This is a genomic window from Caballeronia sp. GAWG1-5s-s (assembly GCF_023631445.1).
Classification (GTDB): Bacteria; Pseudomonadota; Gammaproteobacteria; order Burkholderiales; family Burkholderiaceae; genus Caballeronia.
This window is the reverse complement of the sequence record NZ_JALQDC010000028.1, coordinates 155,215-180,106: the sequence shown is the minus strand read 5'-3', so window position 1 is coordinate 180,106 and position 24,892 is coordinate 155,215. Positions and strand designations below refer to the sequence as shown.

The 24,892-nt window shown below is 62.3% G+C and carries 18 protein-coding genes and 1 pseudogene; 10 read left to right on the top strand and 9 right to left on the bottom strand.

Features of this window, described 5'->3' with window-relative positions; genetic code table 11:
* The first annotated feature begins 108 nt into the window (after positions 1-108).
* Positions 109-1,452 carry an MFS transporter gene (locus NCR34_RS20145; RefSeq protein WP_175946086.1) on the top strand — a complete coding sequence of 448 codons (1,344 nt, stop codon included), beginning with the start codon at positions 109-111 and terminating at the stop codon, positions 1,450-1,452.
* Between the two features lie 203 nt (positions 1,453-1,655).
* Complete coding sequence (locus NCR34_RS20140; protein WP_248324363.1) at positions 1,656-2,633, top strand: aldo/keto reductase; 978 nt, start codon at positions 1,656-1,658, stop codon at positions 2,631-2,633.
* 36 nt (positions 2,634-2,669) lie between these two features.
* On the opposite strand, the gene NCR34_RS20135 is transcribed toward NCR34_RS20140, so the two are convergent.
* The 5 genes from NCR34_RS20135 to NCR34_RS20115 form a co-directional block, all read right to left on the bottom strand.
* Positions 2,670-4,025 carry a TAXI family TRAP transporter solute-binding subunit gene (locus tag NCR34_RS20135; protein ID WP_248324362.1) on the bottom strand — a complete coding sequence of 452 codons (1,356 nt, stop codon included), beginning with the start codon at positions 4,023-4,025 and terminating at the stop codon, positions 2,670-2,672.
* Between the two features lie 137 nt (positions 4,026-4,162).
* Entirely contained in the window at positions 4,163-5,050 is an 888-nt protein-coding gene (locus NCR34_RS20130) for a hypothetical protein (protein WP_248324361.1), read from the bottom strand.
* A 536-nt stretch (positions 5,051-5,586) separates the two neighbouring features.
* On the bottom strand, positions 5,587-6,024 hold the full coding sequence (locus tag NCR34_RS20125) for a hypothetical protein (protein ID WP_248324360.1): 438 nt from the start codon (positions 6,022-6,024) through the stop codon (positions 5,587-5,589).
* Positions 6,025-6,177: 153 nt separating this feature from the next.
* Positions 6,178-7,101: a DNA-3-methyladenine glycosylase family protein gene (locus NCR34_RS20120; protein WP_248324359.1), complete on the bottom strand. Its 924-nt coding sequence runs from the start codon at positions 7,099-7,101 to the stop codon at positions 6,178-6,180.
* Positions 7,102-7,368: 267 nt separating this feature from the next.
* Entirely contained in the window at positions 7,369-8,112 is a 744-nt protein-coding gene (locus tag NCR34_RS20115) for a GntR family transcriptional regulator (RefSeq protein ID WP_248324358.1), read from the bottom strand.
* Positions 8,113-8,276: 164 nt separating this feature from the next.
* On the opposite strand from NCR34_RS20115, the gene NCR34_RS20110 reads away from it, so the two are divergent.
* The 7 genes and pseudogenes from NCR34_RS20110 to NCR34_RS20080 all read left to right on the top strand — a co-directional run bounded on the left by NCR34_RS20110 (position 8,277) and on the right by NCR34_RS20080 (position 18,347).
* Positions 8,277-9,497, top strand: a complete 1,221-nt coding sequence (locus NCR34_RS20110; RefSeq protein ID WP_248324357.1) for a pyridoxal-phosphate-dependent aminotransferase family protein — start codon at positions 8,277-8,279, stop codon at positions 9,495-9,497.
* 38 nt (positions 9,498-9,535) lie between these two features.
* Entirely contained in the window at positions 9,536-10,285 is a 750-nt protein-coding gene (locus NCR34_RS20105) for a 2-keto-4-pentenoate hydratase (RefSeq protein WP_248324356.1), read from the top strand.
* Positions 10,286-10,358: 73 nt separating this feature from the next.
* Positions 10,359-13,400 (top strand): FAD-binding and (Fe-S)-binding domain-containing protein, encoded by a 3,042-nt coding sequence (locus NCR34_RS20100; RefSeq protein WP_250501013.1) that lies wholly within the window; start codon positions 10,359-10,361, stop codon positions 13,398-13,400.
* Positions 13,401-13,652: 252 nt separating this feature from the next.
* Positions 13,653-14,942 carry an MFS transporter gene (locus NCR34_RS20095; RefSeq protein WP_248324354.1) on the top strand — a complete coding sequence of 430 codons (1,290 nt, stop codon included), beginning with the start codon at positions 13,653-13,655 and terminating at the stop codon, positions 14,940-14,942.
* A 71-nt stretch (positions 14,943-15,013) separates the two neighbouring features.
* Positions 15,014-15,796, top strand: a complete 783-nt coding sequence (locus tag NCR34_RS20090; protein WP_248324800.1) for an enoyl-CoA hydratase/isomerase family protein — start codon at positions 15,014-15,016, stop codon at positions 15,794-15,796.
* Positions 15,797-15,875: 79 nt separating this feature from the next.
* Positions 15,876-17,063 carry a CaiB/BaiF CoA transferase family protein gene (locus tag NCR34_RS20085; RefSeq protein WP_248324353.1) on the top strand — a complete coding sequence of 396 codons (1,188 nt, stop codon included), beginning with the start codon at positions 15,876-15,878 and terminating at the stop codon, positions 17,061-17,063.
* A 135-nt stretch (positions 17,064-17,198) separates the two neighbouring features.
* A pseudogene (locus NCR34_RS20080) lies at positions 17,199-18,347 on the top strand (DSD1 family PLP-dependent enzyme).
* Here NCR34_RS20080 and NCR34_RS20075 read toward each other — a convergent pair.
* From NCR34_RS20075 to NCR34_RS20060, 4 genes are all read right to left on the bottom strand, one after another.
* The gene (locus NCR34_RS20075) at positions 18,344-19,372 is read right to left on the bottom strand and encodes an FUSC family protein (RefSeq protein WP_248324351.1); all 1,029 of its coding nucleotides are present in this window, start codon (positions 19,370-19,372) and stop codon (positions 18,344-18,346) included. The pseudogene NCR34_RS20080 and the gene NCR34_RS20075 sit on opposite strands and share 4 nt — an antisense overlap.
* A gap of 53 nt (positions 19,373-19,425) precedes the next feature.
* The gene (locus tag NCR34_RS20070; RefSeq protein ID WP_248324350.1) at positions 19,426-20,064 is read right to left on the bottom strand and encodes a LysE family translocator; all 639 of its coding nucleotides are present in this window, start codon (positions 20,062-20,064) and stop codon (positions 19,426-19,428) included.
* 59 nt (positions 20,065-20,123) lie between these two features.
* Positions 20,124-21,704: a GGDEF domain-containing protein gene (locus NCR34_RS20065; RefSeq protein WP_248324349.1), complete on the bottom strand. Its 1,581-nt coding sequence runs from the start codon at positions 21,702-21,704 to the stop codon at positions 20,124-20,126.
* Positions 21,705-21,944: 240 nt separating this feature from the next.
* On the bottom strand, positions 21,945-22,823 hold the full coding sequence (locus tag NCR34_RS20060; protein ID WP_248324348.1) for a hypothetical protein: 879 nt from the start codon (positions 22,821-22,823) through the stop codon (positions 21,945-21,947).
* 973 nt (positions 22,824-23,796) lie between these two features.
* Here NCR34_RS20060 and NCR34_RS20055 point away from each other — a divergent pair.
* Entirely contained in the window at positions 23,797-24,891 is a 1,095-nt protein-coding gene (locus tag NCR34_RS20055; protein WP_248324798.1) for an efflux RND transporter periplasmic adaptor subunit, read from the top strand.
* The last annotated feature ends 1 nt before the right edge of the window (position 24,892 follow it).

The window sequence follows — 24,892 nt, the reverse complement described above, 5'->3', positions numbered from 1 at the left end:
CCGCAGCACAGGCTAAACACCAGTTCTGTACTTCCTCCGTAAAGAGTAGGCTGGCAAGTCGTAACCTAAATCAACGACCATCCGCTTGCCCATTCGGAGGAGAACTTGATGGACCTTGAAACTCGCACCATGAAGCACGTGATGGTACGGCTCGTTCCGTTCCTGATCGTGTGTTACTTCGTTGCCTATCTGGATCGCGTCAACGTCGGCTTCGCTGCATTGCAGATGAACAAGGCGCTCGGCTTCTCGGCGAGCGCCTTCGGCTTCGGCGCGGGCATCTTCTTCATCGCTTACTTCTTTTTCGAAGTCCCGTCCAATCTCTTGCTCGAACGCTTCGGCGCGCGGCGGTGGATCGCCCGCATCATGTTCACATGGGGCATTCTGGCGGCGGCGATGGCGTATATCCCGCACATCGCGCAAGCGACCGGCTTGTCCAATGCGTACGTGTTTTATGGCTTGCGCATTCTGCTGGGCGTCGCCGAGGCTGGCTTCTTCCCCGGCATCATCTTCTTGCTCACGCTGTGGTTCCCGGCGAAGTATCGCGGACGCGTGGTGGGATACTTCATGGCTGCGATTCCGCTCTCCACGGTGATCGGCGGACCGATTTCCGGGGCGCTTCTGCAACTGGACGGTCTCCATGGCATGGCGGGCTGGCAGTGGCTCTATCTGATCGAGGCCTTGCCCGCGCTGCTGCTCGCGTTCGTCGTGTACTTCTATTTGACGGACAAGCCTGCGGATGCGCACTGGCTCGCCGACGACGAGCGTCAGTGGCTCGTGGACCGGCAGGCGCACGAGCGCGCGCATCGCGAGGCAGTGCATTCGTTCAGCGTCAAAGAGGCGCTCTTCAACCGTCGCGTGCTGGCCATTGCGTTGATCTATTTCGGCGCCAATGCAACCAACTATGGTTTGAGCTTCTTCCTGCCGCAAATCGTCAAGGCATTCGGTTTGAGCAACGTACAGACCGGCTTCGTGACATCGCTGCCGTATGCAGTCGGCGTCATCAGCATGGTGCTGTGGGGACGTCATTCGGACCGCAAGCTCGAAAGACGCTGGCACGTCGCGATCGCGCTCCTGGTCGCCGCAGGAGGCATTGCAGCGTCGGCCGGACTCGATAACCCGGTGCTGAAGATGATTGCGTTGTCGATCGCGGGCTTCGGCATCTTCGGCTGCCTGCCGGTCATCTGGACCTTGCCTGCCGCGTTTCTTTCCGGCGCGGCGGCTGCGGGCGGCATCGCGGCCATCAATTCACTCGGCAATCTGGCGGGCTTTTTCGGTCCGTATGTGATGGGCTGGATCAAGGACAGCACGGGCGGCTTCGGCGCGGGCCTGCTGTGTCTGTCGGGAGCGGGGCTGATCGGTGTGGCGGCGGTGTTGCTGCTGCATCACGATACGGCGCTCGAAACCATATCGGGCCCGCAGGACATGGAAGAAGGGGAGCCGGTGAGGTCCTGATTCAATACCGTTTCTAATCTGCGTAGTTCCGAGTGCCCGCCACCGCGCGGGCACTTTTCCTTGTGCGAATGACTCACTCCTTTGCGTGGACGACAAGGTCGCGGCCAGCAGCGCATTGCAACCTGCGCTAATGTCATTGTCTTGGCCTCACACGCGATGACGCCATCTTTCGAAACTCATTCGACTGCAAGGAGAATGTCTCAATGGACTATGTGAAACTCGGTACAACCGGTCTGGAAGTATCGCGCCTGTGCCTTGGCTGCATGACGTTCGGTATCCCCGAACGCGGCACGCATCCCTGGACGCTGGATGAAGAGAAAAGCCGTCCCATCATCCAGCAAGCGCTCGATGCAGGCATTAATTTCTTCGACACTGCGAATACCTATTCGGACGGGACGTCGGAAGAAATCGTCGGACGCGCGTTGCGCGAAATGACGACGCGCGATGACATCGTGATTGCGACCAAGGTATTCAATCGCATGCGGCCGGGCCCCAATGGCGCGGGGCTGTCGCGCAAGGCGATCATGAACGAGATCGACAACAGCTTGCGACGGCTCGGGACCGATTACGTGGATCTCTATCAGATCCATCGCTGGGACTACACGACGCCGATCGAAGAGACGCTCGAAGCATTGCACGATGTCGTGAAGGCGGGCAAGGCGCGCTATATCGGCGCATCGTCCATGTATGCGTGGCAGTTCAGCAAAGCACTCTATACGTCGCGTGCCAATGGCTGGACTGAGTTCAAGACCATGCAGAATCATTTGAACCTTCTCTATCGCGAGGAGGAACGCGAGATGTTGCCGCTATGCGCGGATCAGGGCATCGGTGTGCTGCCGTGGAGTCCGCTTGCACGAGGACGTCTCACGCGCGATTGGGATGCGACCTCAGAGCGTCAGCAAACGGATACGTTCGGCAGCACGCTTTATCAAACGCATGATGCAGATCGCGCGGTGGTCGAGGCAGTGGCAGCCGTCGCTAAGGCACGCAATGTTCCGCGCGCTCAGGTCGCGCTGGCCTGGGTAGCGCAGAAAGCGCCGGTGACCGCGCCGATCATCGGCGCCTCGAAGCCTCATCATGTGAGCGATGCGGTCGCAGCGTTGTCGCTGAACTTGACGCCCGAAGAGATCGCGCAATTGGAAGCACCGTATGTGCCGCACGCGGTGGCGGGCTTCAAGTGATGCGTTGATCGCGGCTCAGGCGATGCGCGGCCAGCGTCAGACGGTCTGCTTGTCTCGTCTGCCCGCAGTACTCAACCGCGAGCGCACGAAGCCGATGTGCTCGCGAAGCACATAGAGCGCATCCGTATAGGCGAGCGGCAACTTCAGCGTATCGAGTGAAGCTTCGATGTCGTCCAGTTCCACAAGCAGCGCGCGCCGTTCGTCATCGCTCGAAAGATGCATCGCGCCGCGTTCCACTGCGATGAGTGCGCCGTAATAGCGATAGATGCGCGATCGCACGCGCCACCGATACAACGCCGGCACGATCCGAAGCGCTGGAAAAATCAACACGGCCACGGGCAGCAGCAACACGAGCGCGCGATCGGCCACGTTCGCCAGCCAGAACGGCAGCGCGCGATAGAGGAAGCTCTTGCCGGAGCGGTAATAGCGGCTCGCGTCCTCACTGATCGGAAACTCGTGCGCGACCGGGCTCGGAAACTGACCCGCGCGCTGCAATAGTCCCGCCTTGCCGTGCACTTCCTGCGCCGCTTCGATCAACAAGTCGGACAGCGCCGGATGCAGGCTCGTGCGAGCCACCAGTTCGACGGTTGGGCTGATCAGATGCACGGCTTGCGGCGGAATGCGCCGGCCGAGATCGAGGACGCCGGGCGGCAATTCGATCTGGTTGAGATAGGGAAAGAGGCGGGTATAGGCGTCCGCTTCGTTGAAGTCCATCAACGAGATGCCGGGCACTTTGAAGAGGCGCAGCATCAACGTGCGCGTCGCGGAATCGCCGCTCAGAAACACTGCGTCGGCCTCTTTGCTGACGAGCTGCGTGGCAGCCTGAAGTCCATCGGTCGATAGCAATTGCGTGCTGCCACCGGGCGTGATGCCGTTCGCTTCGAGCAATTTCAGCGACAACGTCCGCGTGCCGCTGCCTTCGCGTCCGATAGCCACACGCTTGCCTTCGAGTTGCGAGAGCAGCGTCAGGCCCTTGCCGCGATAGAACACGACCAAGGGCACGTAAGCCACGCTTCCGAGCGACATCAGCGACGACGCTTGTTCCGGCGTGGCGATGCCCCCTTGCACGAGTCCGAGATCGACGTGAGCCTTCGGATCGAGCAGGCGTTCGACGTTCTGCACCGAGCCGTCGGACGGCAGCACCTTCAGCGCGACGCCGTTACGTGCCAACAGCTTCGCGTACTCCCCGGCGATCTGATACAGCGAACTATCGGGCGGCCCCGCCGTGATGGTGATGGATCGCGGTGGCGCGGGATTGACGAGCCACACGACTAGCGCAATGGCGAGAGCGGATGCGAGGACCAGCGGCCCGACTGACCAGGTGAGGTCGTGGAGGACTCGCCTCGCATGATCGCGCGCGAAGTGCGAGCGTGGCATGCGAGGCCGCGTCATCGGCGGACCGCCTTTGCATTTTGCATACCGCGGAAGCCTTCACGCATGTCGAGTCCGTTCGAAAGCTGCGTTGACTCGCAGTGTACCGCCAGGCGCGCCCGCGACGGCAGTGGCTTGCTTGCGATTGCATTTTGCGTTCAGGCCCAGTGCGCCGGAATCCACACGGTCCCGACCCAGTGGCCCGGAACCCAGACGGCGGGACGCGGCGCGGGCGCGGCATACACCGCGACCGGCTGGGGCGGCGGCGGGGGCGCAGCGACAACGACCGTCGCGGGCGAAGGAGGCGGAGCGACCACCACCGTGGACGAGGGCGGCGGCACCGCGACGACCGTCGTGCCGCCGGTGACGGTGCCGCCTGACACGACCGTCGCGCTGTGCGTGCCCGTGGTGGCGGTGACGGTGCTCGACGTGACAACGACGCCCTGCGCGACGCTCGTCGCGCTGCCCGCATGAGTGACCGTGCCGCCGTTCGATGTGTCGATCGTGCCCGAGCGGTTGCATGTGTAGCCGGCGCAAGTCGTCGATGCGCTGTGCGTGGATGTGTTCCCGTTCGGTCCCGTTATCGCGCCCGAAGACGAGTACTGGCCCGGCGCGCTACGCGTCACCGTATCCGCGGTCGTTGCGGTTTTGCCGTTCGGGCCGGTCACGTTGCCGGTATGCGAGCATGAACCGCCCGCGCACGTGGTGTCGCCAGCGTGTTGCATGGACCGTCCATAGGGGCCGTAGGCCGTGCCCGAGTTCGAGAACTGGCCGGGGGCCGTGCGCGTCACCGTGCCGGAATTCGTCGCGACGTTGCCCCACGGGTTCATGACGCCGCCCGCATGGGAACAGCTTCCACCGCCGCACGCGCCCACGTGCGCCCCGCTATAGGCGCCGCGGCCGGTATATGCCGTGCCGCCGCGCGCCCAGCCCGCGAACGCCGAACCGCTCGAGAGCGCGAGCGCTGTCGTCGCGACGGCGATCAGCAGCCGGCGCAAGCCCGCCTTCGAAGAGAGTGAGCCAGCGAGATTGAATTTTTCGTTCACGGTAGTTCTCCTCGATGAGTCGGCCACTTGACGTTGCGTGTGGCGACGTGGTGACTATAGGAAAACGCCCGGGCAATGTCCCGCGCAAACTTGTTTCATGCGATGTCATCCGTTGCTACGGTCAATGCGGAGGCCGTTTGCATGCTGGCGCAGGGTGGCTTACGGCAAGTCCTGCGACAACCCGTTTAATGCGCGCGGCTATCGCACGAGGAACGCATACAGAATGCAGCGTAGGGGGTTCTCTCGCAGATGCGGGCGTTGACGTGACGCTCCCGATGACATCAGCGCCTGGCGAATTTATCTGCAGGAGAGTAGGTCGGCATCTGCGCACATATGCGCGGGGGAGTGTCAGCGCGTCGTCCTAACTGTTTATGGCGCCGCGTACGAGGGACAACGCAGGAGACACCAGTTCGACGCGCGGCCGTTCGAAATGGTGCTTCTCGTGGCGTGGCGGCGGCATGCGCCCAGCGTTCATGGATGTCGGTTAGCACATACGGCAACCCTCAACATGCTCGGCGCATCAACCGCAGGTTTCGTCAATCTTTGCCGTAGGACGGCGGCTGCGGATTGTGGGCCGGATTCGTATCCAGTTTGGTAACGTCGATGATGGCGTCGCTGAATTCTGCTTTGAGCCGCAAGAGATCGGCCTCCAGCGAATCGGCTAGCGCTTTGTCGTATATCTCGTCGCCATGCACGTAGAGTGTAAAGGCTTCGAGATACTTCGCTTTTTTAGCGGGATTCTCGATCGTTTCGCGCGTCCATCGATAGAGCGGATAGTGCTGCGTGCCTTCGCGTTCGGCTTCTGCGACGTAATCGGCGAAGGCGTCGAATTGGCACTTCAACACCGCGTCGTGCTTATTCAGCAGCGCATTCAGCGCCGACAGCGCAGCGTCTTCTGGTTCTTTGCGCACCAGTTGCGCGTAGTACGGGCTGAGGCGAATGCGCACCTGGTACTGCCACGTTTCGTCGTTCATGGGCTTCTCCTGTCGCGCGTCAAGCAGACTATACGCCTGCATAGCGTTCCGGTTCGCCGACGAGCGGCCGAACGTGGCTGTCGTCGCTCTACGGTGAGTTGCATGCGGTATGCAAGCGTCCGGCATGCGGCATTCAAAAGACTTCACGCAAAATCACCCGCCCTTGGCGCGCCCGGCTTGCATGGCAACGCCGTTCCATAGATGCATCGCGGCGTAGGCACGCCACGGGCGCCAGCGATCGGTGAAGGCTCTTTGTTGAACCGATGTCGTGAGCGACGGCTCGTGCCGCGCGATCGCCTGCATGAGCACGAGGTCGGCATCGGGCCACGCGTCGGGATCGCGTAGCGCCCGCATGGCAACATAGCCGACCGTCCACGGTCCGATGCCGGGCATCGCGAGCAGATCGCGTTTCAGTTGCTCGCGATCGATTCCCGGCGTGTCGATGGGTAGTGCGCCCGTCGCCACGGCTTGCGCAAACCGCTGCACGGTCTCGACGCGTTTGCCCGGCATGCCGATCTGGCCGAGCTCGGCGGCCGCGAGTTCCGCCGGCGTCGGGAACCGCCAGGCCGTGCCTTCATGCGCATGACCGTCGATACGCCGCCCGGCGCGCTGAACAATCCGCGCCATGATCGTCGATGCGCCTTTCACGCTCACCTGCTGGCCGACGATGGTTCGTACGACGAGCTCGAAGCCCGACCAGGCGCCCGGAACACGCAAGCCGGGCGCGGCTTCGACGAGCGGCGCGAGCAGCGGATCGCGCGCGAGCGACCGACCGATAGCGCGCGGATCAGCGGCGACGTCGAACATGCGCGACAGCGGCTCCGCGAGTTCGTCGGCGTGCCGATGAACATCGCCCTGGACCGTTACCACCAGACGATGCTTACGCTCATGCGGCCTCACCTCGACGATTCCATCGTCGCCGCGCCATTCGATCGCGCGACGATACACGCCGCCCTCGACCGTCTCCACGCCTGCCGATGCTCGTCCGCCGATGAAGGCGCACAAGCGAGTCCAGTCGAAAGGCCGGATGATAGGTAGTTCGATGACAGTGGCAGCGGCGCTTTGGGTCGATTGCATGCTGAATGCCGAATGAAGAATGCCGGAGATGGGGCTATGGGCGTTGTCGAGGTGGACAGGGGTCCCGAGTACGGCGGAATCGAACGAGCACCATCGGAGCGTCCCTGTGCGCTTCGCACGGATGCGCATGAGCGGCATGCACGAGACATTGAATGCGCTCGATTAGCGCTGCGCCTCGTCGAGAAAACGCACCTTCGGCCTGCGGGCGGTCTTCGGCGGATCTGGACTCGACGCCGCAGCGAAGCATCTATCTCCACTTGGCATTCATCATGCGTCTTTTTCGCGGCGCTTCGCCGGAACAGCAGGCTTGACTGTCGTGAGCGTGCGTTCAGCAAGCACCGCATCGCGCTTGCCTAACAGATGGCGACGCAGAATCGCGGCCATGCGGGGGCCGTCGCGCGTTTCCAGCGCAGCAATCATCTCCTCGTGCTCGCGAATGGCGCTGTCCCACTTCGGCGTCTGAAAGTTGGAGCGAAATCGCAGCGCCTGCAAACGACGATTGATCGACACGTAGGTTTGCCGCAGCGCAGTGTTTCGCGCGGCCTCGTTGATCTTGTCGTGAATGGCCCGGTTCCGTGCGTAATAGCCGGAGAGATCGTTTTGCGCGCGACATTGAACCATCTCTTCATGCAGCGCCTTGATGTCCGCAATCTCGGCAGGCGTGATGCGTTCGCAAGCCAGTTCGCCGGAGAACGCTTCGAGCCCGCTCATTAGTTCGAACATCTCTCGAATTTCGAGGTCGCTCATCTGCGCTACAGAGGCGCCTCGGTTGGGCGCTATCTCGATCAGCCCTTCGGCCGCCAGTACCTTGAGTGCTTCACGCAGCGGTGTGCGCGAGATGCCCAGCGTCTCGCAGAGCTTGCGCTCGTTGAGCTTGACGCCCGGCGCAAGCGAGCCCTCGACGATGAAACTGCGCAGGTTGTCCACGACGGTGTCGTGGAGCCGTAGCCGTTCTAGCTTGGGCAGCAAAGCGGATGGCAAGCGGGCTTCCGGTAGATCCAGGTTTTGCATTCAATACCTCGAAATTCGTTTCGGCAATTCTAGCTCACCAATTGCCCGAAAAACCGCTAACGGGTTATCCCTAGGCCATTTGGCCTAATAAATCCTTTGCCGGCGCGAGTCACTGCGTTAGAGTATTTTGCATGCAAAATTCAATTTCTTGAGGATGCGCACTGATGCTGACGCTCGACTTCCATCCCGCTGGCCGTCACTTTTTGCAGATTCCAGGGCCTAGTCCCGTACCCGATCGCATTCTGCGTGCAATGAGCTACCCGACCATCGACCATCGCGGTCCGGAGTTCGGCGCGCTCGGCCTGAAGGTGCTGGACGGCATCAAGCGGATCTTCAAAACGACGCAACCGGTGGTGATCTATCCGGCGTCGGGAACGGGCGCGTGGGAAGCGGCGCTCTCCAATACGCTGAGTCCGGGCGATGCCGTCCTTATGTACGAGACCGGCCACTTCGCAAGCCTATGGAAGAAGATGGCCGAGAAGCTCGGCCTCGAACCTGAGTTTCTTGGGTTGCCGGGCATCGAAGGCTGGCGTCGCGGCGTGCAGCCCGACATGATCGAGAAGCGTCTGCGCGAAGACATGCAGCATGCGATCAAGGCCGTCTGCGTCGTCCACAACGAGACGTCGACCGGCGTGACCTCCGACATCGCCGCAGTGCGCCGCGCGATGGATGCCGCCGGCCATCCCGCGTTGCTACTCGTGGACACCATCTCGGGCCTTGCATCCGCCGATTACCGCCATGACGAGTGGGGCGTCGACGTTACGGTGTCGGGCTCGCAGAAGGGCCTGATGCTTCCGCCGGGCATCAGCTTCAACGCGGTCTCGCAGAAGGCGCTGGAAGCATCGAACGAGGCGAAGCTGCCGCGCGCGTTCTGGGACTGGAAAGAGATCATCGAGATGAACAAGCAGGGCTATTGGCCCTACACGCCGAACACGAACCTGCTTTACGGCCTCCTGGAAGCGCTCGACATGATTCTCGGGGAAGGACTCGACAATGTGTTCGCGCGTCATCAGCGGCTTGCCGCGGCGTGCCGTTCGGCGGTCACGGCGTGGGGACTCGAAATTCAATGTGCCGATCCCGCCGTCTACTCGCCGGTGCTCACGGGCGTGATGATGCCGGAAGGCGTCGATGCCGACTCTGTGCGCAAGCTCATCTATGAACATTTCGACATGTCGCTGGGCACGGGCCTCGGCAAGCTGAAGGGTCGCATGTTTCGCATCGGGCATCTGGGCGACTGCAACGATCTCACGCTGATGGCCGCGCTCACGGGCTGCGAAATGGGACTGAAGCTCGCGGGCGTGCCACTGAAAGACAGCGGCGTGGCCGCAGCGATGAACCATCTGACGAGCCATATTGCAAAGCCCGAACTGAAGGTGGCCGCGTGAGCGCCCGGTTCGACGCTGAAGCTGCTGCCCGGCTTTTCATGCAAGCGAAGGCACACCGCGCGAAGCTCGACACCTTGCCCGAAGGCGCGCGACCTTCCACCGCGGACGAAGCCTACGCTGTGCAAGAGGCGACGTTGCGCGCGCTCGGAGCAAGCGCCGGGGATGCCGGTCATGCGGGGGTGATCGGCGGCTGGAAGGTCGGTGCGAAGTCGGCAGACGGTCCCATTCAGGGTGCGCTCCTGCCGGCCGACGGCGTGCATCGCTCGGGCGCGCGCCTTTCGATGCAGGCATTCGGCAAGGCCGCGCTGGAACTCGAAGTGGCGTTCACGTTCAAGCGGCGCTTCGAAGCGGGTAGTGGTCCCTATGACGACGCGCAAGTGCTGGCGGCTATCGATTGCATTCATTCGGCAATCGAAGTCGTCGCGAGCCGCTTCGCCGCATGGCCCGATGTCGACAAGCTCTGGCAACTCGCGGATTTGCAGAACCACGGCGCGTTGGTGCTCGGCGAAGGCGTGCCCTATGACGAGTCGTTCCCCTTCGTATCGCCGACGATGACCTTTACGTACGACGGCCGGCCGCTCTTCGACGCGACCCCTGCGAATCCCGCAGGCGACCCACGGCGGTTGCTGGCCTGGACCATCAATCATGCGGTGTCCCGCGGCCTCGCGGTCGAGAATGGCGTAGCGATCACGGCCGGTTCTTATAGCGGCATGGCGTTCCCCGACGGACCAGGCACAGCGATCGGCGCAATCGACGGTCTTCCTCCGGTTCAACTGCATTTCGAATGAAGCATTAGGCATTAGGCATTAGGCATTAGGCATTCCGCATTCGAAAGTCAACGGCCCTTCAGCGATAGCGACGATGCTCAACTCAACCACCGACCGTCTAGTCAAGCCGATACATCTTGTGCCCGCGTCTGCGCGAGCGCGGGTTGGCTCGGCGCCTACGCCTTTGCAGGCCCGCTTGCAGCGCGAGTTGAAGGGAGATGTGCTGTTCGACCGCGCCTCGCGCGGGCGCTATGCGACCGATGCATCGATCTACCAGATCATGCCGCTCGGCGTCGCGGTTCCGCGAGATCAGGAAGATCTTCGCGTAGCGCTCGACATCGCGCGTGCACAGGGCGCGAGCGTCCTCGCACGCGGCGCGGGTACCAGCCAATGCGGACAAACCGTCGGCGAGGCGCTCGTCATCGACACGACGAAGTGGCTGAACAATATCGTCCATTTCGACAAAGACGCACGCACGGTGACGGTGGAGCCGGGCGTCGTGCTCGATCATCTGAATGCCTGGCTCAAACCGCATGGCCTGTGGTTTCCGGTCGACGTATCGACGAGCGCGCAATGCACGATAGGCGGCATGGCCGGCAACAACTCATGCGGCTCGCGCTCGATGGAATACGGCATCATGGTGCACAACGTCGACGCGATCGACGCGATCCTCGCTGACGGACATGAAGCGCGTTTCGGCAGGCTATCCGCGATGCAATTCGATGCACGCATGCGCGATCTAGTGGATGGCGTGCGCAGCATCGCTATGCGCGAACGCGATGAACTGCGCGAGCGCGTTCCCAAGGTACTGAGACGCGTGGCCGGCTACAACCTCGATCTGTTCGATTGCCAGAGCCCGCTGCCTTTCAGCGACGGTGAGCCGAACCTCGCCAACTTGCTGGTCGGTTCCGAGGGCACGCTTGCATTCAGTCGGCAATTGACGCTCAAGCTTTCGCCGATTCCCGCGCATAAGACGCTCGGCGTCGTCAACTTCCCGAGCTTCTACGATGCGATGGACATGACGCAGCACATCGTGAAGCTCGGGCCAGTTGCAGTCGAACTCGTCGATCGCACGATGATCGATCTCGCGATGTCCAACCCGTCGTTCCGTCCGGTCGTCGAGAAGGCGCTGGTCGGCAATCCCGAGGCAGTGCTACTCGTGGAATTTGCAGGCGCCGATCGCGACACGCAGTTGATGAAGCTCGCGCAGTTGGTCGAGTTAATGGGCGATCTGGGCTTGCCCGGATCGGTCGTGCAGATGCCTGAAGCCGGCCCGCAAAAGGCGCTATGGGAAGTGCGCAAGGCGGGGCTCAACATCATGATGAGCATGAAGGGCGATGGCAAGCCGGTGTCCTTTATCGAGGATTGCGCGGTCCCGCTCGAACATCTCGCGCAATACACCGGCCGTCTGACTGAGGTGTTCAGAAAGCACGGCACGGAGGGCACATGGTATGCACATGCAAGCGTCGGTACGTTGCATGTGCGGCCCATTCTCGATATGCGGCGCGACGGCGCGCTGAAGATGCGCGCGATAGCGAAAGAGGCCGCAGCGATGGTGCGCGAATACAAGGGCGCTTATTCAGGCGAACATGGCGATGGCCTCTGCCGTGGTGAATGGGTCGCGTGGCAATACGGGCCGCGCATCAATGAAGCGTTTCGCGACATCAAGCGGCTTTTCGATCCGGATAACCGCATGAGCCCGGACCGCATCGTCGCGCCGCCGAAGATGGACGATGCCACGCTATTCAGGTTTCCGCCGTCGTATCGCGAGCGAGAGACTACGCCGCAGCTCGACTGGTCTGCATGGAACGTGACGCGCGATCCGGCAACGGGCATCGAAGGCATTGCCGGCTCGGGTGGCGACCTCACGGGCGGCCTCGCGAAAGCCGTCGAGATGTGCAATAACAACGGCCATTGCCGCAAGTTTGATGCGGGGACGATGTGCCCGAGTTACCGCATCACGAAGGACGAGCAGCATGTCACGCGAGGTCGCGCCAATACGCTTCGTCTTGCGCTCTCCGGTCAACTCGGCGAGGCCGAAGAAGGGCTCGCGAGTCAGGAAGTCAAAGAGGCGCTCGACCTCTGCGTTTCCTGCAAGGGATGCAAGCGGGACTGTCCGACAGGCGTCGATATGGCGCGCATGAAGATCGAAGCGCGTGCGGCATGGACGGCGCGTCACGGTCTGCGCCTGCGCGAAAGACTCATTGCTTACCTTCCGCGCTACGCGCCTTTTGCGAGCCGCATGCCGTGGCTCGGCAACGCCCTCGAAAGGAACATGCCAAGCACTGCGCGCTGGCTGAAGCTCAAGCTAGGACTCGCGCCACAACGCGCGTTTCCCCGAATCAAGAAGCCATTTCTCGACGCAGCGGCGAGCAAACGGGTCGCATCGGCGACCAAGGAAGTGCTGCTCTTCGTCGATACGTTCAACAACTACATGGAGCCGGAGAATGCTCGCGCCGCGCAGCGGGTGCTGCAAGCGGCTGGCTATACGGTGCATCTGAACACGAAAGCAGGCGAGCGACCGATTTGCTGCGGGCGGACTTTCCTTGCCGCGGGACTCGTCGATGAGGCGAAAGCCGAAGCGCGCCGGACGCTCGATACGCTGCTGCCATACGTAGAACGGGGCGTGGCCATCGTCGGGCTGGAGCCGTCTTGCATATTGTCCTTGCGCGACGAGTTTCTCGGTTACGGATACGGCGATGCGGCTAGTAAGGTATCCGAAGCATCGTTCCTGTTCGAAGAGTTCCTCGTTCGGGAACGTGCCGCCGGACGCTTCGAGCTTGCGCTGAAGGCGCTCGACAAGCCCAGGGCGCTGCTGCACGGTCATTGCCATCAGAAGGCATTCGACGCCGTGCGCCCAGTCGAAGCCGTGCTTGCGTGGATCCCGCAGCTGAACGTCACGACTATCGAGTCGTCATGCTGTGGCATGGCCGGTAGCTTCGGCTACGAGGCGGAACACTACGAAGCATCGCAAGCCATGGCGGAATTGTCGCTCTTGCCGGCGGTGCGGCAGGCACGCGACGCGCAAGACGCCATCGTCGTGGCCGACGGTACGAGTTGCAGACATCAGATCAGCGATGGCGCACAGACCGAAGCGTGGCATGTGGCCCGTGTTCTCGAGCGTGCCCTCGCATGAATCATAGCGAGCGAAGTAGAGCGTAGAGACAAGCGATTCATTCATCGACACCATGACAGCGGACACTTCATCGATCCGCGAACAGGAGACGAAGCCATGAAACCATCGTACAAACCGCACAGTCGCCGTTCACGCCGACGAGCGCCATAAGCACGCGCCAGTCTTTCGTCCTAAGCAACAAGACGCTGTTCCGTAAGTCGTGACAGGCGCCGTCGTGCGCCCGGCTCACGCACGCGACCACTCAAGGAGACGATGATGTTCCGTCGAGCCACCACGCGCGTTCTATTGCTGCTATGCGCGATGTATTTCATCACTTATATCGACCGCGTGAACGTCAGTACCGCTGCCAGTCAGTTCGGCGCGGAACTTGGTCTTTCGCATACACAGATCGGATTCGTGTTCTCCGCTTTCGCGTATCCCTATCTGGTGTTTCAAATCATCGGTGGATGGGTGGGCGACCGCTTCGGGCCGCGCCGAACGCTCACAGTCTGCGCCATTATCTGGGCGGGGGCGACGGTGCTGACAGGCATGGCTGGCGGCTTCCTTTCGCTGATCGTCGCTCGCGTTCTTCTCGGCCTGGGCGAAGGCGCTACCTTTCCGACCGCAACGCGCGCGATGTCCAACTGGATGCCGGCCGATCAGCGCGGTTTTGCACAAGGTATTACGCATGCAGCATCCCGCATCGGGAATGCAGTCGCGCCACCGCTGATCGTATGGCTGATGCTCGCGACGAGCTGGCGCGGCGCGTTCATCATCACCGGCATCATCAGCTTTCTGTGGGCGCTCGCATGGGTGTTCTACTTCCGCGACAACCCGCGCGATCATCCCCGCATCACCGACAGCGAATGCCAGACGCTTGCCACTTACTCAGGCGTGAAGGAACGCAAGGCCGTGCCGTGGCGCACGTTGCTCGGTCGCATGGCGCCCGTGACCGCCGTTTATTTCTGCTATGGCTGGGTCCTCTGGCTGTTCCTCGGCTGGATCCCTCAGTACTTCCTGCACAACTATCACATGCAGCTCGGCAAGTCCGCGCTATTCGCGTCGGGCGTGTTCTTCGCGGGCGTGCTGGGTGACTGGCTCGGCGGCTCTCTGACGGATCGCATCCTGCGCAAGAGCGGGAACGTGAGACTAGCACGCAACATGATGGTCGGCGTATGCATGCTGCTGACGCTGCTATCGCTTGCTCCGATCATGCTGGTGTCGAATCTCTCCATAACGCTCGTAGCGCTGTGCCTGTCGGCGGGATTCTTCTTCAACGAAATGACGATCGGCCCGATGTGGTCAGTGCCGATGGATATCGCGCCGAAGCATTCGGGCACGGCCGCTGGCATTATGAATTCGGGATCGGCGCTGGCGGCCATCGTCAGCCCGGTCGTCGGCGGATGGATCATCGATCGCACCGGCAACTGGAACCTCCCGTTCACGGTCTCGATGATCCTGATGGCGGCCGGCATCATTCTCTCGTTCGCCATGCGCCCCGACCGCACGCTGGAAGTAGAAGATGAAAAGAACGAGACAGCGCATGCGAGGAAGTTCGTGTGACTTGCCGGGTGGGCCGTTCCGACGGTGAGTCGGCGGCCCAAAGTGCATGCAACATTCAATCAGGAGGCAAAGTGGCGGAAGCATCCATCGTGACGACGCGCGACGGCGATATCGCGACGGTCATCATCGACCGGCCCGAGAAGCTCAACGCAATGACCAAGCACTTGTGGCAATCGCTGGGTGAAACCATCGAGGCGCTGTCCCGAGACGATGCGCTGCGCTGCATTGTCCTGCGCGGCGCGGGTGAAAAGGCATTCTCACCGGGCAACGATATCGCTGAATTCCGCACCGACCGGTCCAACGTGGAGCAGGCGCGGGCTTATGGCGCGATCATGCATCGAACGCTCGGGGCGTTGAGGAACTGTCGTCACCCGCTGATTGCGATGATTCACGGCATATGCGTCGGAGGCGGTCTCGAGATCGCGGCGATGTGCGATCTGCGCATCTGCGGCGAGTCGAGCCGCTTCGGAGTGCCCATCAAGAACCTGGGCCTGGTGATGGCTCATGCGGAAATGGAGGGGCTTGTTCAGTTGGCGGGGCCCGCGGTCGCGCTGGAGATCTTGCTCGAAGGACGAATTTTCGGCGCGAGCGAGGCTCTCGCGAAAAGACTGGTGACACGCATCGTTCCGGATGGCGACGTGACATCGCATACGTATGAAACGGCGCGCCGCATTGCCGATGGCGCGCCGCTCGTCGCGCGCTGGCATAAACGATTCGTCCGTCGCGTGATGGATCCGACACCGCTCAGCGACGACGACCGTGACGAAGGGTTCGCCTGTTTCGGCACCGACGATTTCCGCACGGGATACGAGGCGTTCTTGAGCAAAACCAAACCTGAATTCAAGGGGCGTTGAGATGGCATACGAAATACCAAACGACGCGTCTAAGCGGACGACGGAATCGGCAGGGACGGGGAAGGGACCGTTAGCGGGCATGCGGGTGATCGAGCTCGCGCACATCATGTCAGGCCCGATCTGCGGGATGATGCTCGCCGACATGGGCGCGGAAGTCATCAAGGTGGAAAAGATCCCGAACGGCGACGATTGTCGGCGGTTCGCGCCGATTCTCGCGAGCGGCGAATCGGCATCGTTCATGATCGTGAACCGGAACAAGCGAGGCATCGCGCTCAACCTGAAGACCGAGGGCGGCAAGGAGGTGCTCAAGACGATGCTCGCGACCGCCGACGTCGTCACTGAAAACTATCGGCGCGGCACGATGGAAAAACTCGGCATGGGCTATGAAGCGCTACGCGCCGTCAACCCGGGTCTCATCTACTGCGCGATCTCGGGTTATGGTCGCAGTGGGCCGATGGCGGACAAAGGAGGCTTCGATCTCATCGCGCAAGGCATGAGTGGCCTGATGAGCATGACCGGCGAGCCGGGGCAGGCGCCAATCAAGGCGGGATCCCCTGTCACTGACATCAACGCTGGCATTCTCGCCGCGCTCGGCATCAGCGCGGCCTATGCGCGAAAACAGGTCACCGGCCTGGGGCAAATGGTCGATACGTCGCTCTTCGAAGCCGGGTTGCAGCAGATGTACTGGGCCTTCGCCAACTACTTCGCGGACGGGACGGTGCTGCCGAAGGCAGGCTCGGCCAACCCGACGAGCGCGCCTTATCAGGCTTTCCGCACACGCGACGGATGGGTGAACATCGGCGCGGCCAACCAGAGCAACTACGAGCGATTGGTCGGAGTACTGAACATTGGCGGATTGGATCAAGACGAGCGTTTTCAGACCAACGCCGGACGGCTCAAGCATCGGGAAGCACTCGTCGAAATTCTCACTGCACGCCTCGTCGAGCGGACCACGGACGAGTGGCTCGCCGCATTCGACGCAATCGGCTTGCCGAGCGGACCGGTGCTCAGCGTTCCCGAGGCGTCGTCACATGAGCAAGCCTTGGCGCGGGGCATGATTGTCGAGACGGAGCATCCGCTTGCGGGCCGTATGCGAGGCATCGGCTTGCCGATCCACTTCTCCGATTCTTCTACTCAGTCGTCGCGTCCCGCACCGCTCCTTGGTCAGCATACGTCCGAACTGCTCCATGAGTATGGTTTCGACGACGAGCGTATCCAGGCGCTGAAAGATGAAGGAGCCATTCTGGAGACCGAAGTCGCGGCGTGAGTCTTTGGCCGCTTCGCGTTCCGCATGGGGCACTTTGTCTGCGGCACTTTGCATGCGGCATTTTGCGTGCCGCATCCGTCCGAGCGGCGTGTCACGCGATAAGATGACTCTTCCTCACCTCACGTGCCCGCACCCATGACGCTCGCTCCACCGCCCGCAGCCCGCATCGGCGACACGCTCGCCGAGGTCGCGACGCCTTCTCTCGTGCTGGACCTAGACGCTTTCGACTCGAATCTCGCGCAGATGAACTCGTTGGCGGCACGACACGGCGTCGCGTTGCGCCCGCACGCAAAGGCGCACAAGTCCAGCGCCATTGCGCGACGTCAGACGGACGCTGGCGCGGTCGGCGTTTGCTGCCAGAAGTTGTCGGAGGCGTACCCGTTCGCAGCGGCCGGCATCCCGAGCATCCACATTAGTAACGAGTTCGTCGGGGCGGACAAGGTGTCGATGGCCGTCGAACTGGCATCGCACGTAAGGCTGTCGGTCTGCGTCGACGCATTGGCGTAAGTCACCGCGCTCGGAGACGCGGCGGCACGCGCGGGCGTCCACATCGACGTATTGGTCGAAGTCGATGCGGGCCAGCATCGATGCGGCGTAACCACCGACGATGCGCTGATGTCGCTCGCCGATGCGATCGCCGCGCAAAAGGCGCTCTGTTTCTCCGGTATTCAGGCCTACCACGGTGGCGCCCAGCATATTGTCGACTGGCAGGCCCGCAAGACCGCAGCGGGTCGTGCCGCTGAGCGCGCCGCGCATTTTGCATGCACGTTGGAGGCACGTGGCATCCAATGTACCGTCATCACCGGTGGCGGAACCGGCACTGTCGAGTTCGATGCAGCCAGTGGCGTCTATACCGAATTGCAGCCCGGGTCCTACCTGTTCATGGACGGCGACTACGGTGCGCTGACATGGAGCGACGCACAGCGCTGGAGGCAAAGTCTCTTCGTATTGTCGACGATCATGAGTGCCGCGCGGCCCGGCATCGCCGTGTGCGATGTAGGACTCAAAGGACTGGCGGTGGACTCGGGACTACCGCGCAGCGTGCAAGCGCTCGATGCGTCCGACGAGCGCATCTTCACCTACATTGCCGCGAACGACGAGCACGGCATGCTGGACGTACAGCTTGCGCGATACGACGACACGGAAGTGCTGCTAGGCAAACGCATTCTATTGCCGCCAGGCCATTGCGATCCGACGGTGAACCTCTACGATGAATTTGTGTGCCATCGCAACGGACGAGTCGTCGATGTGTGGCCGATAGATGCGCGGGGACTGTCGCGCTAACGCGTCCTTGGATGGTCGCTTGGATAGATGGCCGTGGTTAGCGCGTCGAGGTCCGTCACGATGAGGCCGACGACGAAGTAGGCGACGTCCCGCCCCGCGTCATCCGCCCGATTGTCCTCGAGCGCCTTTTTGAGTTGGCGCATGCACTCGCGCACGCGCTCCAGCTTCGACGGGTCCTGCTTCCTGTCGTTGAGGGCGTCCGCGAGTGCTGCGAACGGGGCCTGCAGCGCGCGGCGGATCTCCCGAAAATGCATTCTGTATTCATCCGGCTGCCCATTCGACAGCGCCTTCCCAAGAAACAGCGCGTCACTATGTAGTCGACGCAGAAACGGCGCGGCCTTGTCGATTGCATCCGAACGATGACTACGCAAAGGCACGATGATGTGCTCGCGCTCGGCTTCGTGAAGCGCATCGTCGAGGGCCTGCTGCGCCTGCACACTGAGAGCTTCGAGACGGGCGGCCCTGTCTTCGTCGGCTTGTCCTGAGAGTTGTAGGTCGATGAGTTGACGAAGGCTTTCCAGGGTATCGGCGACCCGTCGATGAGCGGTGAGGAGCGCGCGATTCGGCCAGATCGCCGAAACGATGAATGCCGCCGTCACGCCAATAAGAATCTCGAGTACGCGATGCAACGGCCGCTGAAAGGGCGGTCCGGAGCCCGCCGGTATCAAGACGACAATCACGAGAGTCACACAGGCGAGCCGCATGGCCGGACGCTTCGCGGTCAGAGCGGCGAGCGGTATCAGCGCGACCGCGAACACATCAAGCGGCGCAGCGCCCCGCTGAATCGCCATCACGCCGATCACACCCGCCACGCCGCCGATGCAGGCCCCGATGACTTGATCGCGTGCGGTGCCGAGGGCTTGCGTGAGACTCGGTTGAGTGACGACGACCAGAGTCGTAATCAGCGCCCAATAGCCTTCTGGAAGCGCGGCCAGGCGAGCGCCCGCATAGCTGATTGTGCACGCGACGAGCGTACGCACGAAACGGCGCGCTTCCGGTACACCGAAGGACAGCCAGGTGGGCATATTGGTATTCCGAATTCGTTATCGTTGTGTCGGAATTCTGAATGCAATCTAGCTCAGAGGCCGTCCTTTCCAGCAGCAACGATGAGTCGCAAGCCGAGCGTTGCGACCATCGTTGCCGCGATGCGGTCAATCCACCCTTTCGCGCGCAGGTACACATCACGCGGCCGACGGCTCGAGAAGCAGAGGGCGACGACCGTGTACCAGCCGAACTCAATGCAAAATACAAACGACGGCAGCACGAAGTAACACCAGAGCGGCGGATGCTGCGGCAGGAGTGCCGCGAAGATACTGCCGTACCAGATTGCGGTCTTCGGGTTGCTTAGCTGGGTAGTCAGGCCGAGCAAGAACGAGCGGCGCAGACTGCCGGTGACTTGTGCGCCGCGAGTCTGCATCGATAGCGGCTGCGAGGCGCCGCGCCATATGCGCAGCGCGATGTACACGAGATAGAGTCCGCCGGCTATCTTCAACGCGACATAGAGCCATTCGACGGCGAACAGCAGCGTGTAGAGACCCGCTAGCGCGATACCGGCGAATGCGATACCGCCCAGGCCCATGCCGAACGCCGTGGCGAGGCCGTCGGCCCGCGAAAGACTGATCGCGTTGCGCGCGACCATGACGAAGCTCGGTCCGGGAATCATCGCGCCGAGAAGAATCGCCAGCAGGATCGCGGATATGACCGCTGACGTTGTCATTGGGTGGCTCCTTCGTATGCAAAATGCCGCCGTGTTCGCGTAAGCCAGGTTAAATGTGCTCAAGCGTTGCCGCTCGCCATGCTGTTTTCGTGAACCGCCCGATTGCGGCCGGCGCCTTTCGCGCGATAAAGCGCGGCATCGGCGCTGTTGAGCAGCTTGAGCGCATCGTCGCCTTGTCGCGGATGAACCGTTGCACATCCGATGCTGATGGTGAGTACGCCCTTCAGCGACCTGCTGTTCGGAATTTCGAGGGCCTCTACGTTGGCGCGCAGGCGCTCTGCGAAGACGACGGCCGCGGGCGCGGAGGTGCCGGGAAGGACGATCACGAACTCCTCTCCACCGTAGCGCGCGACGATATCGCCGGGCCGCTGGACGGCATTCTGCATGCAATCGGCAACAGCCACCAGTGCATCGTCGCCCATCGCGTGACCGTAGGTGTCGTTATAGAACTTGAAGTGATCGACGTCGATGAAGAGCGCCGAGATCGGATAGTCGGCGCGGCGCGCGCGACGCCATTCGTCGCCGAGACGTCGATCGAGCGCGCGACGGTTGCTCAGGCCCGTCAGCGAATCCGTGCCCGCGAGCCGCTGCAGCTTCTCGAGCGCGATGGCGCGCGAACGCAGCGAAATCGCGAGCAGCCAGGAGATGGCGATAAAGCCGCCGCCGAACGTCAGTGTCAGGCCGCCGATGACCGTGCTGCGTTCCCGCCAGCCCGCAAGTACGTCGTTCTCCGCGGGTGCGACCGCGGCGATCAGGTTCGTACCCGGCACGCGTACGAAGGTGTACAGGCGGCGCACGCCATCGAGTGGAGAGGTGGAAATGTACGAGCCGGAGCTTTCCTGCTTCATCGAGGCGAACGTCGGCGATGCCGATACGTTATTCGCTCCGTCGCGAGGCAACGGCGGCTTGCGGGCGAGCATGAGACCGTCGCGTTGCACAATGAATACCGATCCGGAGCGTCCAACGTTCACGCGCGACAGCAGGGAATCGAAGTAACTAACGTTCATCGTAATGACCGCGACGCCTGCGAACGAGCCGTCGGGCGCGTTGATACGCCGGCTCAACGCGAGAGAACGTTGACCGCCGCGCAACCGGGAGCGATACGGCCCGGAGATGTATAGCCCGACGTCCGGTCGCTCGACGTGGACCTTGAAGTAGTCGCGGTCGTTGAAGAGGAGATCGGCATGTCTGGAAGGATCGCGTTCGTCGACAATGCGCCCTTGGGCATCCATCACGAAGGCGCCGCCGATGTAGCTCACGGCCGTCGCGCCGTCGAAGAGGACCAGCCGGCGCAGTTCCGGAGACAGGCCGGACACGACTGGATTTTGCATGCCACTCACGATCGTGCGCAACGACAGGTCGCTCGATTCGATATTGCGTGCAATGTCCGCGCTCAGTGTGGCGACCACGTTCGACGATGCCTGATGCGCGTTCTCCAGCGCCTGTGCACGACCTTGCCATAAAGCGGCGAACGAGAGCACGGCCATCGAAAGCGCCACTGCCGTGCCAATCGCGCCCGCGAGGAGCGGGAACTGCGAGAAGACATCGGCTATGCGCATCCATGCATGAGTATTGCGGCGAAAGAGCCGTCGCCGGACGGCCCGGCCGCTCTGGCGTACGGCCCTGATTCTACGGCGCATTCATCTCTCCGTGACGCGAGCGTGTTTCCGATCGATCCGCGACGTGCGTTCCTTGCGTTCGGGATGTTCGGGCGCAGCACTCCTACGTATGCCGGTCACGAGCGAACCTACGCGCTCGTATTCCTCGATTGTAGATGGGTGCCGGTGCGTTTCGACCTTGGTTCGGTGTTTTGCATGCACTTCGAGAAGTGAAGCTAACAGCCGCCGGCGCTTGCAGAAGTTTTGTCCGCGGGCGGTCGCCTATTTGACGAGACGCAGACGCCTTGTTATGACCGTGCCGTCGTTCCGGTCCACCAGCCACAGCGCATCGATGCGACCGTGCAATGTCGATGTCCTCCTCGTGATGTCCGTGGGCTCTTCGTCGGTCGGCTCACTGTGTTCCGTTCGGTCCGAGAGATAAGGTGGTTCCAGTGAGCAGACGACCACGATCGCGAAATCATCACTGCCGCGCGATGCGTCGAACGTCGGTACGACGGCCCGCCCCCGCACGGTAGTCTTGGTGCGCGCACCGGTTTCGAGCTGGATCGTGTCGATGGTTTGAACGAAGCCCTTCGCCTTGGCTTCGGGCGCGATCACCAGTTTGCGTCCGCTTTGTCCGTGGACTTCCCGTTTCAGGAGGATGGCGTCCGGCTGATCAGGTGCGGCAAGCGATACATCGACCGACAGCAGCTTCTTCTTGGATTCAAAACGCACGCCGTAGGCAGCAGGAATAACGAATACAAAAGTTCTGTCGGAACGCGATGCGTCGTCGATCGACGGCCGGGCGCCACTCGGGCTCTCCGGCCGGTGCCCTGCCGCCACGAAGGGCCGGGACAGAAAGCTGCGAACACGACTGGTAATGGACGGGTTCGACGTTGCCGCTTGCTGTCCGGACGAGGTCGCCGCCGACAACGCATCTCGCACATGCTCTGGATCGTCGCCGGCGAAATGAGGCGGCAGCGATTCGGCCGAAAGAATGCCGGCGGCGGTAGCGCTCGGGGCGCTCGCGGAAAGACCCGCGCTTGCAACGTTTCCTTGCGCTGCGCTGAGCGCTGCCTGCGCATGCAAAGCGATCGAGAGGCAGAGCGCCGTGCTAGCGGCGCACGCCACGGTGTTGCGGCCTGATAGTGGGAAAAACACGTACTTACCCCTGGCAAACGTCGCCGAGTCACGGAGAAGCGGCTATCTTAAAATAAAAGCAGGGGAATCGGCCGAGCCGGTTGCATTTCGCGTTTTGCATGCAACGGAGCAGGGGCGAAACGGGCGTCTATGTGCTCCACGGTGCGTTGCAAGCCTCCGCTGCGCGGGGAGTGAAGCGGGCGACCGCGGTGCGCATCTTATTGCGGACAAGGAACGGTGCGGCGCCTTCGACGGTCTGCGGGCGTCTGATATCTTGCTGTAGGCCGGTGACTAACTGCAGTCTGGCCTCGGGCGTCGAACAGCTGCATTCGCCTAGACGAAGCTAGTCATCACGCCGCTGCACTGGCGCCAGCCCCACCGCGCTCGATGAACGCGCACACTGCGGCCGACGCTTGCGCAGTCATTGCGTCACCGCCGAGATCGCGGGCGTACAACGATCTGTCCGCCGTCGCGGCTTCGATCGCAGTCATCGCGCACCGTGCCGCTTCTTATTCACGCAGACAAGCGACCGGATTGTGCCGAGCATTCGGATGCCGAGCCGTGAATGGCAGACCGCCGCAAGCGCGGCGGCGAGGTTGCTCAGGCTTGGGCACAGATGGAGCGCTGGCATATCCCATCTGCCGTCCAACTTCACGATGCCGCACCATGCGACGGTGAATGCGATCGCTTGCGCGTTGCATGCAGAATGCCACGCGATGTCCCCCGATCGCAAAGCCAATGAGAAGCCGCCAGCGCGAAGCGTAAGCACCTGTAAGCTCCGGCGCTATACTGAGCATCCCTTCACCGCAACACGCGCCGGACCGCTGCCTCGAGCAGCCATCTCGCTGGCACTCAACGGCGCTTACGTCAGAAATTGGCTGAACACGACCTAGAAAAATTAAGAATCGATCGGACGACGGGTCCGGGCGCCGTGGCGCCGCGGAGGCGGCGCAATTGGCTGCGCTACGCGGGTGTCCTGGTCCTCGTCCTCGCGATGATCGGCGTCGGTCTTCGGCTCGCTGGGCCGCAGACTGTCGAGACGACCACCGTTACATCCGTGTACCCATCGCAGAGCTATACCATTTTGAATGCAACCGGCTATGTGGTGCCGCAGCGGAAGGCGGCGGTGGCATCCAAGGCGCAAGGGCGGGTCGAATGGCTCGGCGTACTCGAGGGGACGCCGGTGAAGGAAGGGCAGGTCATTGCGCGGCTCGAGAGCGCGGATGTGGCCGCGGCGCTGGCTCAGGCGCAGGCGCAAGTGAAAGTCGCTCAGGCGAATCTGCAGTTGCAGCGCGCCGAACTCGAAAACGCATCGGCTAATCTGAAGCGTTCACTCGTACTCGCTCCACACGGCGCAATCTCCGCTTCGCAATACGACGCCGACCGCTCTCGTTTCGATAAGGCGAAAGCTTCGATCAACAGCGAACAAGCGGCCATTCAGTCTGCGCAGGCGAATGCGCGCGCGGCTCAGGTCGCCGTCGATCAGACGGTGATCCGCGCGCCGTTCGATGGCGTCGTGATCGAGAAACACGCTAACGTCGGCGACAACATCACGCCGTTCTCGTCAGCATCGGACAGCAAAGGCGCGGTCGTTACGATCGCAGACATGAAGACGCTGGAAGTCGAAGCCGATGTGGCGGAGTCGAACATCGGGCATATCGCCGTCGATCAGCCTTGCGAGATTCAACTCGACGCGCTGCCGGATACGCGTTTTGCGGGCCGCGTATCGCGCATCGTGCCGACCGTCGATCGATGGAAAGCCACCGTGCTCGTGAAGGTGCGTTTCGTTGAGCGCGATGAGCGCGTCCTTCCCGACATGAGCGCGAAAGTCGCCTTTCTCTCGAAGCCAGTCCCTGCGGCGCAGAAGAAAGCCGTCGTGGCCGTGCAGCCGGCCGCTGTCGTCACACGCGAGGGCAGAAACGTGGTGTATGTGGTCGACAACGATAAGGTGCGCGAAGTGCCAGTGGCAACAGGCGAGCGCATCGGCGACCTGTTGGCCGTGTCAGGCGTCAAGCCTGGCGATACGCTCGTGCTCGCGCCCGGCGACAAGATCAAGAACGGCGCGAGCGTCACCGTGGCGAAGAAATAGC

What these genes read in the sequence shown, in the direction of transcription:
- NCR34_RS20145 (WP_175946086.1), top strand. Translation starts at nt 109, where the DNA reads ATGGACCTTGAAACTCGCACCATGAAGCACGTGATGGTACGGCTCGTT.
- NCR34_RS20140 (WP_248324363.1), top strand. Translation starts at nt 1,656, where the DNA reads ATGGACTATGTGAAACTCGGTACAACCGGTCTGGAAGTATCGCGCCTG.
- NCR34_RS20135 (WP_248324362.1), bottom strand. Translation starts at nt 4,025, where the DNA reads ATGACGCGGCCTCGCATGCCACGCTCGCACTTCGCGCGCGATCATGCG.
- NCR34_RS20125 (WP_248324360.1), bottom strand. Translation starts at nt 6,024, where the DNA reads ATGAACGACGAAACGTGGCAGTACCAGGTGCGCATTCGCCTCAGCCCG.
- NCR34_RS20120 (WP_248324359.1), bottom strand. Translation starts at nt 7,101, where the DNA reads ATGCAATCGACCCAAAGCGCCGCTGCCACTGTCATCGAACTACCTATC.
- NCR34_RS20115 (WP_248324358.1), bottom strand. Translation starts at nt 8,112, where the DNA reads ATGCAAAACCTGGATCTACCGGAAGCCCGCTTGCCATCCGCTTTGCTG.
- NCR34_RS20110 (WP_248324357.1), top strand. Translation starts at nt 8,277, where the DNA reads ATGCTGACGCTCGACTTCCATCCCGCTGGCCGTCACTTTTTGCAGATT.
- NCR34_RS20105 (WP_248324356.1), top strand. Translation starts at nt 9,536, where the DNA reads ATGCAAGCGAAGGCACACCGCGCGAAGCTCGACACCTTGCCCGAAGGC.
- NCR34_RS20100 (WP_250501013.1), top strand. Translation starts at nt 10,359, where the DNA reads ATGCTCAACTCAACCACCGACCGTCTAGTCAAGCCGATACATCTTGTG.
- NCR34_RS20095 (WP_248324354.1), top strand. Translation starts at nt 13,653, where the DNA reads ATGATGTTCCGTCGAGCCACCACGCGCGTTCTATTGCTGCTATGCGCG.
- NCR34_RS20085 (WP_248324353.1), top strand. Translation starts at nt 15,876, where the DNA reads ATGCGGGTGATCGAGCTCGCGCACATCATGTCAGGCCCGATCTGCGGG.
- NCR34_RS20075 (WP_248324351.1), bottom strand. Translation starts at nt 19,372, where the DNA reads ATGCCCACCTGGCTGTCCTTCGGTGTACCGGAAGCGCGCCGTTTCGTG.
- NCR34_RS20070 (WP_248324350.1), bottom strand. Translation starts at nt 20,064, where the DNA reads ATGACAACGTCAGCGGTCATATCCGCGATCCTGCTGGCGATTCTTCTC.
- NCR34_RS20065 (WP_248324349.1), bottom strand. Translation starts at nt 21,704, where the DNA reads ATGCGCCGTAGAATCAGGGCCGTACGCCAGAGCGGCCGGGCCGTCCGG.
- NCR34_RS20055 (WP_248324798.1), top strand. Translation starts at nt 23,797, where the DNA reads ATGATCGGCGTCGGTCTTCGGCTCGCTGGGCCGCAGACTGTCGAGACG.